This window comes from uncultured Nocardioides sp. (genome assembly GCF_947489365.1).
In the GTDB taxonomy this organism is placed as follows: domain Bacteria; phylum Actinomycetota; class Actinomycetes; order Propionibacteriales; family Nocardioidaceae; genus Nocardioides.
On the sequence record NZ_CANLDB010000001.1, the window covers coordinates 916,622 to 930,232 of the forward strand.

At 73.0% G+C, this 13,611-nt stretch carries 14 protein-coding genes and 1 riboswitch; of the genes, 9 read left to right on the plus strand and 5 right to left on the minus strand.

All coding sequences use genetic code 11. The annotated features are described in order from the left end of the window. Positions 1-20: 20 nt before the first annotated feature. From atpA to Q0858_RS04435, 6 genes are all read left to right on the plus strand, one after another. Positions 21-1,661, plus strand: a complete 1,641-nt coding sequence (gene atpA / locus Q0858_RS04410) for a F0F1 ATP synthase subunit alpha (RefSeq protein ID WP_299051461.1) — start codon at positions 21-23, stop codon at positions 1,659-1,661. Between the two features lie 9 nt (positions 1,662-1,670). After that, positions 1,671-2,621, plus strand: a complete 951-nt coding sequence (locus tag Q0858_RS04415; protein WP_299051463.1) for a F0F1 ATP synthase subunit gamma — start codon at positions 1,671-1,673, stop codon at positions 2,619-2,621. A gap of 6 nt (positions 2,622-2,627) precedes the next feature. After that, positions 2,628-4,085 (plus strand): F0F1 ATP synthase subunit beta, encoded by a 1,458-nt coding sequence (gene atpD / locus Q0858_RS04420; protein WP_299051465.1) that lies wholly within the window; start codon positions 2,628-2,630, stop codon positions 4,083-4,085. A gap of 3 nt (positions 4,086-4,088) precedes the next feature. Next, complete coding sequence (locus tag Q0858_RS04425) at positions 4,089-4,499, plus strand: F0F1 ATP synthase subunit epsilon (protein ID WP_299051467.1); 411 nt, start codon at positions 4,089-4,091, stop codon at positions 4,497-4,499. Positions 4,500-4,565: 66 nt separating this feature from the next. Beyond that, positions 4,566-5,006 carry a DUF2550 domain-containing protein gene (locus Q0858_RS04430; protein WP_299051468.1) on the plus strand — a complete coding sequence of 147 codons (441 nt, stop codon included), beginning with the start codon at positions 4,566-4,568 and terminating at the stop codon, positions 5,004-5,006. Then, a complete protein-coding gene (locus tag Q0858_RS04435) occupies positions 5,007-5,777 on the plus strand; it encodes a hypothetical protein (protein WP_299051469.1) in 771 nt (256 codons plus the stop codon). A gap of 28 nt (positions 5,778-5,805) precedes the next feature. On the opposite strand, the gene Q0858_RS04440 is transcribed toward Q0858_RS04435, so the two are convergent. The 5 genes from Q0858_RS04440 to Q0858_RS04460 form a co-directional block, all read right to left on the minus strand. Next, entirely contained in the window at positions 5,806-6,612 is an 807-nt protein-coding gene (locus tag Q0858_RS04440) for a hypothetical protein (RefSeq protein ID WP_299051470.1), read from the minus strand. Beyond that, positions 6,609-8,150 (minus strand): bifunctional hydroxymethylpyrimidine kinase/phosphomethylpyrimidine kinase, encoded by a 1,542-nt coding sequence (locus Q0858_RS04445; protein WP_299051471.1) that lies wholly within the window; start codon positions 8,148-8,150, stop codon positions 6,609-6,611. Before Q0858_RS04445 ends, Q0858_RS04440 begins: the two co-directional genes overlap by 4 nt. After that, positions 8,147-8,842, minus strand: a complete 696-nt coding sequence (thiE, locus tag Q0858_RS04450) for a thiamine phosphate synthase (RefSeq protein ID WP_299051472.1) — start codon at positions 8,840-8,842, stop codon at positions 8,147-8,149. Before thiE ends, Q0858_RS04445 begins: the two co-directional genes overlap by 4 nt. Further along, positions 8,839-9,642, minus strand: coding sequence for a hydroxyethylthiazole kinase (gene thiM, locus Q0858_RS04455; protein WP_299051473.1), 804 nt, complete (start codon positions 9,640-9,642; stop codon positions 8,839-8,841). Before thiM ends, thiE begins: the two co-directional genes overlap by 4 nt. Continuing rightward, positions 9,632-9,729, minus strand: a riboswitch (TPP riboswitch). (Overlaps the previous gene by 11 nt.) Before the next feature lie 37 nt (positions 9,730-9,766). Then, complete coding sequence (locus Q0858_RS04460; protein ID WP_299051474.1) at positions 9,767-10,339, minus strand: cob(I)yrinic acid a,c-diamide adenosyltransferase; 573 nt, start codon at positions 10,337-10,339, stop codon at positions 9,767-9,769. Between the two features lie 45 nt (positions 10,340-10,384). Here Q0858_RS04460 and Q0858_RS04465 point away from each other — a divergent pair, with 45 nt between their 5' ends. The 3 genes from Q0858_RS04465 (at position 10,385) to Q0858_RS04475 (ending at position 13,540) form a co-directional block, all read left to right on the plus strand. Continuing rightward, a complete protein-coding gene (locus Q0858_RS04465; RefSeq protein WP_299051475.1) occupies positions 10,385-11,035 on the plus strand; it encodes a hypothetical protein in 651 nt (216 codons plus the stop codon). Between the two features lie 23 nt (positions 11,036-11,058). Next, positions 11,059-11,406 carry an STAS domain-containing protein gene (locus Q0858_RS04470; RefSeq protein ID WP_299051476.1) on the plus strand — a complete coding sequence of 116 codons (348 nt, stop codon included), beginning with the start codon at positions 11,059-11,061 and terminating at the stop codon, positions 11,404-11,406. A gap of 85 nt (positions 11,407-11,491) precedes the next feature. Beyond that, positions 11,492-13,540: a protein meaA gene (locus tag Q0858_RS04475; RefSeq protein ID WP_299051477.1), complete on the plus strand. Its 2,049-nt coding sequence runs from the start codon at positions 11,492-11,494 to the stop codon at positions 13,538-13,540. The last annotated feature ends 71 nt before the right edge of the window (positions 13,541-13,611 follow it).

Here is a 13,611-nt window from a genome sequence, read left to right on the forward strand (position 1 = left end):
CCGAGAGTAGGGATCAGCTCATGACGGAGCTCTCAATCCGTCCGGACGACATCCGGGACGCGCTGCAGCGGTTCGTCTCCGACTACAACCCGGACACCGCCTCCAAGGAGGAGGTCGGCACGGTCGCCGAGGCCGCCGACGGCATCGCCCGCGTCTCCGGCCTGCCCTCGGCCATGGCCAACGAGCTCCTCGAGTTCGAGGACGGCACGCTGGGCCTCGCCCTGAACCTCGACACCCGCATCATCGGCGTGGTCGTCCTGGGTGACTTCGACGGCATCGAGGAGGGCCAGACGGTCCGCCGTACCGGCGAGATCCTCTCGGTCCCCGTCGGCGACAACTTCCTCGGCCGGGTCGTCGACCCGCTGGGCACCCCGATCGACGGTCTCGGCGACATCGAGTCCTCCGAGCGCCGCGCCCTCGAGCTGCAGGCGCCGACCGTGATGCAGCGCAAGTCGGTGCACGAGCCGCTCTCCACGGGCATCAAGGCGATCGACGCCATGACGCCGATCGGCCGTGGCCAGCGCCAGCTCATCATCGGCGACCGCGCGACGGGCAAGACCACCATCGCGATGGACACGATCATCAACCAGCGCGCGAACTGGGAGTCGGGCGACCCCGACAAGCAGGTCCGCTGCATCTACGTCGGCATCGGTCAGAAGGGCTCGACGCTGGCCTCGGTCCGCGGCGCCCTCGAGGAGGCCGGCGCGCTCGAGTACACGACCATCGTCGCCGCGCCCGCCTCGGACTCGGCCGGCTTCAAGTACCTCGCGCCGTACACCGGCTCGGCCATCGGCCAGCACTGGATGTACGACGGCAAGCACGTCCTCATCGTGTTCGACGACCTGACCAAGCAGGCCGAGGCGTACCGCGCCGTGTCGCTGCTGCTGCGTCGTCCGCCGGGCCGCGAGGCGTTCCCCGGCGACGTGTTCTACGTGCACTCCCGCCTGCTCGAGCGCTGCGCGAAGCTGTCCGACGAGATGGGTGCCGGCTCGATGACCGGTCTGCCGATCATCGAGACGAAGGCCAACGACGTGTCGGCCTTCATCCCGACGAACGTCATCTCGATCACGGACGGGCAGATCTTCCTGCAGTCCGACCTGTTCGCGGCGAACCAGCGCCCGGCCATCGACGTCGGCGTCTCGGTGTCGCGCGTGGGCGGCGCCGCGATGACCAAGGCGATGAAGGGCGTGACCGGCTCGCTGAAGGTCGACCTGGCGCAGTTCCGCGCCATGGAGGCGTTCGCGATGTTCGCCTCCGACCTCGACGCTGCCTCGCGCCAGCAGCTCGACCGCGGCCAGCGCCTCATGGCGCTGCTGAAGCAGCCGCAGTACTCGCCGTACCCGATCGACCAGATGACGGTCTCGCTGTGGCTCGGCACCTCGGGCCGCCTCGACCGCGTCCCGACCGACGACGTGCTGCGCTTCGAGCAGGAGTTCATCGACTACCTCAAGCGCAGCCACGACGGCGTCCTCTCGGCGATCCGCGAGTCGCTGAAGTTCGAGGACGACACGGAGAGCTCGCTGAGCGACGCGTACGACTCCTTCCTCGACCAGTTCGAGACGTTCGACGGCTCGTCGATCAAGCCGGGCAAGGAGTCCCACGAGGCCCTCGACGACGAGGACATCGAGCAGGAGCAGATCGTCAAGCAGAAGCGGGGCTGAGGTCACACCATGGCTGTATCGCTGCGGGAGTACCGCGCACGGATCAAGTCGACGGAGTCGATGAAGAAGATCACGCGCGCCATGGAGCTCATCGCTGCGTCCCGGATCATCAAGGCGCAGCAGCGGGCCCAGGCGGCAGCGCCGTACGCCCGTGAGCTGACGCGGGCGGTCTCGGCGGTGGCCACGTTCTCGAACGTGGAGCACCCGCTGACCATGGAGCCCGAGGACCCGAAGCGGGCGGCGGTGCTCATCGTCACCAGCGACCGGGGTCTCGCGGGCGCCTACTCGTCGTCGGTGCTCCGGGAGGCCGAGCGCCTCGCCGAGAAGCTCCGCGAGGAGGGCAAGGAGGTGGACACCTACATCTCGGGCCGCAAGGGCCAGGCGTACTTCACCTTCCGCCAGCGCCCCGTCGTCCGCTCCTGGTCCGGCTTCTCGGACCAGCCGACGTACGACAAGGCCGCCGAGATCGGGCAGGCGCTCATCGCGGCGTTCAACGCCGCCGAGGGCGAGCAGGGCACGGCGACGGCGGGGGACGAGGAGTACGAGGTCCCCGCGGTCGACGAGGTGCACGTGGTGTTCACCCGGTTCCGCTCGATGCTGAGCCAGGAGCCGAGCACCATCCGCCTGCTGCCGCTCGAGGTCGTCGAGGGCTCCGAGAAGCCCGACGAGTCCGAGCTGCTGCCGCTCTACGAGTTCGAGCCCAGCGCCGAGGAGGTGCTGGACACGCTGCTGCCGCAGTACGTCCAGAGCCGCATCTACTTCGCGCACCTCCAGGCGGCGGCCTCCGAGCTCGCCGCCCGTCAGCAGGCGATGAAGTCCGCCACCGACAACGCGGACGAGCTGATCAAGAAGTACAAGCGCATCGCCAACCAGGCCCGCCAGGCCGGCATCACCCAGGAAATCAGCGAGATCGTCGGAGGCGTCAACGCGCTCGCCGACGCCGGAGCCGGGAGAGACTGAGAGACCATGACTGCCACCATCGACGAGACCACCACCGAGTCCCACGAGGGCTCGGTCGGCCGCATCGCCCGGGTCATCGGCCCGGTCGTGGACATCGAGTTCGCCTCGGACTCCATGCCCGAGATCTACAACGCCCTCAAGGTGGACCTGGAGCTCGGCGGCGAGACCCAGACCCTGACCCTCGAGGTCGCCCAGCACATCGGCGAGGGCATGGTGCGCGCCATCTCCATGCGCCCCACCGACGGCCTGGTCCGCGGCTCGCAGGTGCGTGACACCGGCGGCCCGATCTCGGTGCCGGTCGGCGACGTGACGCTCGGCAAGGTGTTCAACACCACCGGCGACTGCCTGAACCTCGCCGAGGGCGAGACCCTCGAGGGCGTCGAGCGCTGGGGCATCCACCGCAAGGCGCCCGCGTTCGACCAGCTCGAGTCCAAGACCCAGATGTTCGAGACCGGCATCAAGGTCATCGACCTGCTGACGCCGTACGTGCAGGGCGGCAAGATCGGCCTGTTCGGCGGCGCCGGAGTCGGCAAGACCGTGCTGATCCAGGAGATGATCGCCCGCGTCGCCAAGGACCACGGCGGTGTGTCCGTGTTCGCCGGCGTCGGCGAGCGCACCCGTGAGGGCAACGACCTCATCGAGGAGATGACCGAGGCCGGCGTCATCGGCCAGACTGCGCTGGTCTTCGGCCAGATGGACGAGCCGCCGGGCACCCGGCTGCGCGTCGCGCTGTCCGCGCTGACGATGGCGGAGTACTTCCGCGACGTCCAGAACCAGGACGTGCTGCTCTTCATCGACAACATCTTCCGGTTCACGCAGGCCGGTTCCGAGGTCTCCACGCTGCTCGGCCGCATGCCGTCCGCGGTGGGCTACCAGCCCAACCTGGCCGACGAGATGGGTCAGCTTCAGGAGCGGATCACCTCCACCCGAGGCAACTCGATCACCTCGCTGCAGGCCATCTACGTGCCCGCCGACGACTACACCGACCCGGCGCCGGCGACGACGTTCGCCCACCTGGACGCCACGACCGAGCTGTCCCGCGAGATCGCGTCGCAGGGCATCTACCCGGCCGTGGACCCGCTGACCTCGACGTCGCGGATCCTCGACCCGCAGTACATCGGTCAGGCGCACTACGACTGCGCCATCCGGGTGAAGCAGATTCTGCAGCGCAACAAGGAGCTGCAGGACATCATCGCCATCCTCGGTGTCGACGAGCTGAGCGAGGAGGACAAGGTGATCGTCCAGCGCGCCCGCCGCATCCAGCGCTTCCTCTCGCAGAACACCTACGTCGCGAAGCAGTTCACCGGCATCGAGGGCTCCACGGTCCCGGTCGCCGACACCATCGAGGCGTTCGACAAGATCGCGGACGGCGAGTACGACCACGTCGCCGAGCAGGCCTTCTTCATGTGCGGTGGCCTGGACGACGTCGACCGCAAGTGGTCCGAGCTGCAGAAGAACGGCTGAGCCATGGCATCGGAGAACCTCCAGGTCGAGCTGGTCGCGGCCGACCGGCTCGTCTGGTCGGGCGAGGCGAAGCAGGTGACGGCACGGACCGTCGAGGGCGACCTCGGCGTCCTGCCGGGCCACGCCCCGCTGCTGTCCGTGCTCGTGCCCGGCGTGGTCGACGTCCAGACCGCCGACGGGGAGACCTGGGCGGCCGCGGTCGACACCGGGTTCCTGTCGGTGGCGGACAACCGGGTGTCGATCCTGTCCGAGTACGCCCAGCTCTCCCACGAGATCGACCTCGAGAAGGCCCGTCACGACCTCGAGCGTGCGCGGGAGGCCGGCGAGGACGACGACGAGGCGCTGGCGAACGTCCGGAGCGCCGAGGCGCGCATCCGGGCGGCCGAGCGCGAGACCTCGGGCCGCGCCCGCTAGCCTGACGTCGGTGGGTGGGCGAGAGGCGTCGCGCCCCTCGACAAGTGTGTGGGTCGGGAGGTGCGGATGGCGTGGTGGCAGATCGCTCTCGAGATCGTCGGCGTCCTGCTGTTCCTCGTCCTCCTCTACGGACTCGTGCTCGTCGCCCGCCGTCGCTGGCTCTCCCGTGACGGCGGGACCTTCGAGCTCTCCCACCGCGTCCGGTCCGACCGGGAGGGACGGGGCTGGGTCCTCGGGCTCGGTCGCTACTCCGGCGAGCGCCTCGAGTGGTTCCGCATCTTCTCGCTCTCCCCGCGGGCCAGTCGCGTGTTCGTGCGGTCGAGGCTGGTCCTCGAGCAGCGCCGTGACCCGGAGAGCAGCGAGCTCGCCGCGCTGTACGCCGAGCACGTCGTCGTCCGCTGCCGCACCCCGGACGGCGAGGTCGAGCTCGCGATGAGCCCGTCGTCGCTCACCGGCTTCTCGTCCTGGCTGGAGGCCCATCCTCCCGGGGCCCGGAGGCTCGGCTAGGTGCGCACCGTTCTCTGCGGCGTGCTGGCCCTGGTCGCCGTCGTCGCCGGGACCGCCTCGGTCCTGCTCATCCTGACCGGTGCCTTCGTCGCCGACCCCGACCGCCCGGGACGCCTCGGGGCCCTCGCGCTCAGCTCGCCGGTCGTCCAGGACCAGGCCACCGACTACCTCGTCGACACCTTCGCGGGCCAGGCCCCGGCGATGGGCCTCGAGCAGTCGCAGGTCCGCCGCGTCACACAGCGGGCCGTCGACGACCCCCGGGTGCGCGAGGCCCTCGCCGAGGCCGAGGTGACGCCCGACGGCCGGCTGCGCCTGGACGGCGTGTACGGCGCGGTGGCCGACCAGCTGGAGGACGCCGGTCGACCCGACGAGGCCCGCCGGGTGCGGCAGCTGCCGCGGCAGGCGGTCGACTCGGGCCCCGTCGCCGACGAGCTCGCCGACCTGGTGCGCACCGCCCGGCTGGCACTGTGGGGCGGAGCACTGGTGGCGGGCATCGTGTCGCTCGTCGCCGGCTCCCTCGCGCTCGCCGCCGCCCGTCGGCGGCTGCTCTGCTTCGGGCTGATGCTCACCGGGGTCGGCGCCCTCGCTGCCCTCGTCCTCGAGGTCGCCCCCCGTCTCGCGGGCGACGTCCGCGCCCGCGATGCCGGGTGGCTGGGCGCGGCCCGCGGCCTCGACGAGGTGCTCGGCCAACCCGGGCTGGTCACCGTCGTCGCGTTCTGCGTGGTCGGTGTCGTGGTGGCCGTCCTCGGTCTGCGCTCCCGCCCGGCCTGACGGACAGCAGACGGAGGGGCGGGGACCCTCAGCCGTCCTCGTCGACGACCTGCAGCAGCCCGGCCACGATCTCGACGTACGCCGCCGTGCGGTCGCGCACGTCCACGTCACGGAGGTCGGCCGCCGGGTAGGTGCCCACGAGGACCACCTCGCCGTCCCCGTCGTCCCCGTCGTCCCCACTGTCCCCGGCGTCCCCGCCGGAGGGGTCGTCGTCCTCGGCGCCGTCGGCCCAGACGGTGATCGTGGGCTCGGCGGTGTCGCTCAGCGTGAGCCACACCGCCACCCGGTCGTACGACGTCCCGTGCGCCTCGCCGATCGAGCGGCGGGCGTGCGCGACCCCGGGGTCGACGAGCAGGGTCTCGCAGGCGCTGTCCCACGCCGGGTCGGCGGCCGGGACGACGCCCCACGACGGGTCGTCGTCGAGCGGGGGGTGGTCGGTGCGCCAGGCGGAGCGGACGCCGGCGGGCAGGTCCTCGGTGAGCCACTGGAGGACGAACGGGCCGGTGCCCTCCGCCGGCTCGCCGAGCGCGAGCAGCGCGTCGGCCTCCTGCCAGGCCCAGTCGTCCGGGTCGAGGACGCCGCCGGTCGTGTGGACCCGCTCGTAGGTGTCCCGGCCGCGCGCGAGCACCGCGGCGGCGACGGCCTCGGACACCTCGCCCCAGTGGTCGTGCGTCACGTGGCAGCGCTCGAGCAGGCCGTCCACGAGGTCCCGGACGGCCTCGCCCAGCTCGCGCTCCTCCTCGGCTGCCAGGGAGTCCCCGAGCCGACCCACGCTCGTCTCGTCGGCGACACCGTCGAGGGCGCGCAGCAGTTCCCAGACCCGAGAGGAGTTCACCGCGACATCGTGTCAGCCGACGCGTCCGGGCGCAGCACGTCGTCGGAGGCGTCACACGGGGCGGCGAAGAACCGGCGCTCGTGCTCGGTCGACGTCGCGAAGGCCCGCTGCATCCGTGCGCGGACCGCCGGCGTCGTCGCGGCGGCGGTCCGCCCGACGATCCCGACCGCCTCGGCGGTCACCTCGGCGAACCCCTCGTCGCCGTAGGTGCGCAACCAGGCGGCGTACGGGTGCTCGTCGTGGGCGTGGGGCAGCAGCCGCTGCCCGACGTCGGTGTAGACCCAGAAGCAGGGCAGCAGGGCGGCGACGAGGACGGGGTAGGACCCGCGGGCGACGGTGGCGAGCAGGTGGTCCGTGTACGCCGTCAGAGCGGCACCGGGTGCGGCGCCGAACAGGTCCGCCGGGGGCAGGAACGAGCCGTGCAGCGCGAGCTCCGTGGCGACGGCGTCCTGCGCGGCGCCGGCCCAGAAGGCCTGCTCGGCCGGGGTGGGGGCGAGGTGGCTGGCCGCCGCGAGGGCGCGGGCGAAGTCGAGCAGGTACAGCGCGTCCTGACCCACGTAGTGGTCGAAGACGTCGCGGTCCAGGGAGCCGTCGGCGAGGTCGCGCACGAACGGCAGGGCGTCGATCGCGGCCCGGGTCGCGGCGGTGTCCGCCCACCAGCCGTCGGTGACCTCGGCCGGCGACGGCGTCGTGGCGACGCCGCCGCGGGACCACAGGCCGGCGAAGTGCGACACGGGTCCGCGCCCCTGCCCGACCCGGAGGGCCGCGCCGCCCGCGACGGACTCGTGGAGCCAGCGCGTGGCCTCGCGGCAGGCGGTCGGCCAGTCGCCGTGGGAGACCCGGAGCGTGGCGACGGCCGAGGACAGCGAGCACCCCGTGCCGTGGGTGTGCGGTGTGTCGACCCGCGGGGCCTCCAGCTGGACGACGGTGCCGTCGGGCGTCACGAGGGCGTCCCGCACCCGGTCGCCGTCCAGGTGGCCGCCCTTGGCGAGCACCCGGACCCCCAGGTCGGCGGCGACCGAGCGGGCCTGGGCGAGCACGCCGTCCCAGTCCGCGGCGACCGCGCCGCCGTCGCCGGCCAGCACGGCGAGCTCCGGCACGTTGGGGGTCACGAGGTCGGCGACCTCACGGACCAGGTCGAGCAGCGCCTCGACCGCGTCCTCGTCGAGGAGGCGGTCGCCTGAGGTCGCCACCATCACCGGGTCGACGACCACGACCGGCGGGCGGTGCTCGACCAGCCAGTCGTGCACGGTCCGGACGAGCCCGGCGTCGGCCAGCATCCCGACCTTCACCGCGTCGAGGACGACGTCGTCGGACACGGCGTCCAGCTGCTCACGCAGGAAGGACTCCGGCGGCCGGTGCACCGAGCGCACCCCCTGGGTGTTCTGCGCGACGAGGGCGGTGACGACGCACAGGCCGTACCCGCCGTTGGCCGCGATCGACTTCAGGTCGGCCTGCACCCCGGCCCCGCCGGTCGGGTCGGTGCCCGCGATCGACAGCACCCGCGGCGGGGGAGTGCTCGCGGTCGGGGCGGTCATCGTGCGGCCTCCCAGGCCCGGACGAGCCGGCGGGCGGCGGACGCCGGGTCGGCGGCCGCGCACACGGCGGACACCACCGCCGCGCCCGCGAAGCCGCCGGCGCGCAGCACCGGCAGGTCGGTCTCGTGCAGCCCGCCGATCGCGACGGGCGCCAGGCCCAGGTCACGGGCCACCGTGGCCAGGGCGCAGGCCCCGGCGGTGCCGAGCGGGGGCGGGGCGTCCGTCTTCGTGGCGGTCGCGTGGACCGCCCCGATGCCGACGTGGTCCGCTCCGGCCCGCGCCGCGGCGCGGAGCTGGTCGGGGGTGGAGGCGCTGACGCCGAGGGCGAGGTCGGGGCCCATCAGCGCCCGGGCGTCCGCGGGGGAGCCGTCGGACTGACCGAGGTGGACGCCGTCCACCCGGACCCCGGCGTCCAGGGCCGCGCGGACGACGGCGACCCGGTCGTTGACCACCAGTCGGACGTCGTCGGGCACGGCGTCGCCGACGGCGCGCAGCAGGGCGAGGGTCTCGGCGTCGGTCTCCTGCTTGCACCGCAGCTGGACCCAGCGGACGCCTCCGGCGACCGCCGCGACGACGGTGGTGACGACGTCGCGGTCGTGCCGCGCGGCCTGGGCGGCGTCGGTGACGAGGTAGACGCCCAGGTCGGCCAGGTCGGCCGGCCTCGCCCTGGTCGGCGCTGCCGCGGCGTTCACGCCAGCCTCGCGGCGAGGAGGGAGTCGGGCGTCAGCGCGGCGAGCGCGTCGAGCATCGCGACGGCGAAGGAGCCCGGCCCGGCGGCGCCCGTGGCGGCGCGCTCCGCGGCGACGGCGTACGACGCGCACCCGGCGACCGCCGCCACCAGCGGCGGGGAGGTGGCGCAGAACGCGGCGACCACGGCCCCCAGCAGGCAGCCGCCGCCGGTGACCTGCGCGAGCAGCGGGCTGCCGCCGGCGACGCGGACCTCGCCGTGCGGCGCACAGACCAGGTCGACCGGGCCGGTCACCACGACCACGCCCCCGGTGCGCCGCACCAGGTCGCGGGCGGCGTCCGCGGCGTCGTCGACGGACGCGGCGGAGTCCGTGCCCCGGCCGCCGGCGCCGTGACCGGCGAGGGCCATCACCTCGGAGGCGTTGCCCTTGACCACCGTCGGGCGGCGGTCGAGCAGGTCCGCCGCCAGGGCGGTCCGCACGGGCAGGGAGCCGACCGCCACCGGGTCGAGGACCCAGGGCGTGCCCGACCCCTCCGTGGCGTCGACCGCCTCGACCATGGCCTCGCGCTGCTCGCCGTGGGGGGTGCCGAGGTTGACCAGCACCGCGGAGGCGACGCGGGCGAAGGGCCCGGCCTCCCCGGGCACGTCGACCATCGCGGGGGAGGCACCCAGCGCCAGCAGGCCGTTCGCCGTCCACGGCATCACGACCGCGTTGGTCAGGCAGTGGACCAGGGGAGGGGCCTGCCTCAGCGCGGCCAGCGCCTCGGCCAGGTCCGCCGGGGCGGGGGTGGCAGCAGGGTCCATCGGACATCCCTTCGCTAGTGCGAGCTAGATCAGGTTCGACGGGTGTGATCTCAGCCCGCTCGGCGGCGGGCACCCCGTGTCGACCTCGACGCTACCCCAGCGAGGGGAGGGGGTCAGGCGGACCTCAGCGCTCCCCGCCCGGCTTCCACAGCACGTCGCCCTGCTGACGGTTCGCGTGGCGGGCGAGGATGAAGAGCAGGTCGGAGAGCCGGTTGAGGTAGGTGATCGCGACCGTGTTCATCGCCTCGCCGTGCTGATCGTGGGCCCGCCAGGCGGAGCGCTCCGCGCGGCGGCACACGGTGCGGGCCACGTGCAGCAGCGCCGCGCCGGGCGAGCCGCCGGGCAGGATGAACGACCGCAGCGTCTCCAGGTGCTCGTTGTAGGCGTCGCACCAGCCCTCGAGCCGGTCGACGTACGTCTGCTCGACGCGCAGCGGCGGGAACTCGGGGTCGGCGGTGACCGGGTTGCCGAGGTCCGCCCCGGCGTCGAACAGGTCGTTCTGGATCGTGCGCAGCACCGCGACCACGTCGTCGTCGAGGCCGCCGAGCTCGATCGCCACCCCGATCTGCGCGTTGGTCTCGTCCACGTCGGCGTAGGCGTGCAGCCGCAGGTCGTTCTTCGTCGTCTCCGTCATGTCGACCAGACGGGTGCGCCCGCCGTCGCCGGTGCGGGTGTAGATGCGCGTCAGGTTCACCATGCCGCTCACCCTAGGGCTCACGGGGCGGCGGGCTAGGTTCTGCGCATGGACCTCCCGCGCACCGCCGTCCTGCGGCGCACCCCCGCGGCGTACGCCGCCCTCTGCGCCGTGCCGGGGGTGGGGCTGGCCGTGGCCGGGCTCTTCCACCCGCACTCGCTGAGCTACGAGACCTCCGGGCTCTGGTACGGCCTGCACCTGCCGGGCCTGCTCTTCTTCCCGCTCGTGGGGCTCGCGCTGCTGGCCCCGGTGCGGGGGCGCACCGACGTCGTGTCGTGGGTGGTCCGGCTGACGGCGTACGTCTACATGACCTTCTACTCCGCCCTCGACGTCGTCAGCGGGATCGGCGCCGGCTACGTCACCCGCGAGCTGGGGCCCGACGAGCCGCGCCCACCCGCGGTGAGCCTGATGTTCCGGATCGGGACCCCGCTGGGCGAGATCGGCTCCTGGGCGCTGCTGGCCTGCTGCGTGGTGCTGCTCGCCGACCAGGTACGGCGCCTGGGCGCGCCGGCGCTGGTCGGGCTCCTGCTCCTGCCCGGCGCGTGGCTGGTGCACATCGGTCACATCTTCAGCCCCGAGGGCGTCGCCGGCATGCTCCTGCTGGCCGCCGGCACCGCGGGGCTGACCTACCTCGGGGCGACACGTGTGACGCAATCCACGGATAATGCAACCAACGGGGGTTCTCGCGCGTCATCCTGATCGTGCACACGATCGGGGGACGCATGGGATCCGAGGTCGAGCTCGACGCGGGTGAGCACCGGGTGGTGCTCGTCGGTGACGTCGACGTGCGGTGCACCGACAGGCTCCGCGCCGAGCTGGACGCCGCGCTCGCCGCGTCGGACCCCGACGCCGACGACGGGCTCGTGGTCGTGGACATGCGCCGCGTGGAGTGCGTCGACCTCACCGCGCTCCGGGTCCTCGCCGCGGCGTCGTACCGGGCGGGCGCCCGGGGGCGCCGCCTGGTGCTGCGCGACCCGCCGCCCGCCGTCCGCCGACTGCTGCACCTCTCGCACCTGATCCGGGTGGTGGAGGTCCAGCAGACCGCCCGGCTCGCGCCCGGCCACGCCTGAGCCGTCCGTCCGGCCCGGGCGGTGTGGCCTTTTCCACACCCTTCGGCGGGTTACCGGGCGGTAGGCGCCGGTCTACCCTCCGATCATGAGTGACGCGATCCCCGCCCGCCCGGAGCGCGACCGCCCCTGGGTCATGCGCACGTACGCCGGGCACTCGACGGCCGCCGCGTCCAACGCGCTCTACCGGGGCAACCTGGAGAAGGGCCAGACCGGCCTCTCGGTCGCCTTCGACCTGCCGACGCAGACCGGCTACGACCCCGACGACGCCCTGGCGGTCGGCGAGGTCGGCAAGGTCGGCGTGCCCGTGCCGCACCTGGGGGAGATGCGTCGGCTGTTCGACGGCATCCCGCTGACCGGGATGAACACCTCGATGACCATCAACGCCACGGCGATGTGGCTGCTGGCGATGTACCAGGTCGCCGCCGAGGAGCAGAACCCCGACCTGGCCCCCGAGGAGGTCGCCGCCCAGCTCGCCGGGACCACCCAGAACGACATCATCAAGGAGTACCTGTCCCGGGGGACCTACGTCTTCGGGCCGGAGCACTCGCTGCGGCTGATCAGCGACGTCATCTCCTACACGGTGCACCAGGTGCCGAAGTGGAACCCGATCAACATCTGCAGCTACCACCTGCAGGAGGCGGGGGCGACCCCGCAGCAGGAGCTCGCCTACGCGCTGTGCACCGCGATCGCCGTCCTCGACCAGGTCAAGAACGCGGGCCAGGTCACGGAGGAGGACTTCGGCAAGGTCGTCGGCCGGATGTCGTTCTTCGTCAACGCGGGCGTCCGCTTCGTCGAGGAGACCTGCAAGATGCGGGCCTTCGTGCAGCTGTGGGACGAGCTGTGCCGCGAGCGGTACGGCGTCACCGACCCGAAGATGCGCCGCTTCCGCTACGGCGTCCAGGTCAACTCGCTCGGCCTCACCGAGGCGCAGCCGGAGAACAACGTCCAGCGCATCGTGCTGGAGATGCTCGGCGTCACCCTGTCGAAGAACGCGCGGGCCCGCGCCCTGCAGCTGCCCGCCTGGAACGAGGCGCTCGGGCTGCCCCGCCCGTGGGACCAGCAGTGGTCGTTGCGGCTGCAGCAGGTGCTGGCCTTCGAGTCCGACCTCCTCGAGTACGAGGACATCTTCGACGGCAGCCACGTCATCGAGGCCAAGGTCGCCGAGCTCGTCACCTCGGCCCGCGAGGAGATGGACCGGGTGCAGGCGATGGGCGGGGCGATCGCCGCCGTCGAGTCCGGCTACATGAAGCAGGCGCTGGTCTCCGCGCACGCCGCACGCCGCGGCCGGATCGAGAGCGGCGAGGAGAAGATCGTCGGCGTCAACGTCTACACCTCGACGGAGCCGTCGCCGCTGACCTCCGACCTGGACGGCGCGATCCAGACCGCCGACCCCGAGGCCGAGGCCGCCGCCAAGCGGTCGGTCGAGGAGTGGAAGGCGCAGCGCGACCAGTCCGCCGTCGACGCGGCCCTCGAGCGGCTGGCCGCCGACGCCAAGACCGACACCAACCTGATGCACGCCACCCTGGCCGCCGTCCGCGCCGGCGCCACCACCGGCGAGTGGGCCGGGACGCTGCGCGAGGTCTTCGGCGAGTTCCGCGCCCCCACCGGCGTCTCCGGCGCGGTGGGCGTCGTGGCCGCGGCCGGCCAGGCCGGCGACGAGCTGCGCGCCGTCCGCGAGAAGGTCCGTGCCACCGGCGAGGAGCTCGGCGGCCGGCTGCGCCTGCTGGTCGGCAAGCCCGGTCTGGACGGTCACTCCAACGGCGCCGAGCAGGTCGCCGTCCGCGCCCGCGACGCCGGCTTCGAGGTGGTCTACCAGGGGATCCGCCTCACCCCCGAGCAGATCGTCCGCGCCGCCGTCGACGAGGACGTCCACTGCGTGGGGCTCTCGATCCTGTCCGGATCCCACATGGAGCTCGTGCCCGCCGTGGTCGAGGGCCTGGCCGCAGCGGGGCTCGCCGACCTGCCCGTCATCGTCGGCGGGATCATCCCCGACGCCGACGGCCGCCGCCTGAAGGAGGCCGGCGTCGCCGCCGTCTACACACCGAAGGACTACGGCCTCACCGCGATCATGTCGAGCATCGTGGACGTGATCCGGGAGGCGGAGGGTCTCACGGCGTCGGACGCCGACGGCTGATCGACGTCGACGGTCGGCTCACCGGGTCGCGACCCGCGGCTTACCGGGACTCGACCCGCCGTCGCCCGGTG

Coding starts and splice junctions, on each gene's coding strand:
- atpA (WP_299051461.1), top strand. CDS start 21: ATGACGGAGCTCTCAATCCGTCCGGACGACATCCGGGACGCGCTGCAG.
- Q0858_RS04415 (WP_299051463.1), top strand. CDS start 1,671: ATGGCTGTATCGCTGCGGGAGTACCGCGCACGGATCAAGTCGACGGAG.
- atpD (WP_299051465.1), top strand. CDS start 2,628: ATGACTGCCACCATCGACGAGACCACCACCGAGTCCCACGAGGGCTCG.
- Q0858_RS04425 (WP_299051467.1), top strand. CDS start 4,089: ATGGCATCGGAGAACCTCCAGGTCGAGCTGGTCGCGGCCGACCGGCTC.
- Q0858_RS04430 (WP_299051468.1), top strand. CDS start 4,566: ATGGCGTGGTGGCAGATCGCTCTCGAGATCGTCGGCGTCCTGCTGTTC.
- Q0858_RS04445 (WP_299051471.1), bottom strand. CDS start 8,150: ATGACCGCCCCGACCGCGAGCACTCCCCCGCCGCGGGTGCTGTCGATC.
- thiM (WP_299051473.1), bottom strand. CDS start 9,642: ATGGACCCTGCTGCCACCCCCGCCCCGGCGGACCTGGCCGAGGCGCTG.
- Q0858_RS04460 (WP_299051474.1), bottom strand. CDS start 10,339: ATGGTGAACCTGACGCGCATCTACACCCGCACCGGCGACGGCGGGCGC.
- Q0858_RS04465 (WP_299051475.1), top strand. CDS start 10,385: ATGGACCTCCCGCGCACCGCCGTCCTGCGGCGCACCCCCGCGGCGTAC.
- Q0858_RS04470 (WP_299051476.1), top strand. CDS start 11,059: ATGGGATCCGAGGTCGAGCTCGACGCGGGTGAGCACCGGGTGGTGCTC.
- Q0858_RS04475 (WP_299051477.1), top strand. CDS start 11,492: ATGAGTGACGCGATCCCCGCCCGCCCGGAGCGCGACCGCCCCTGGGTC.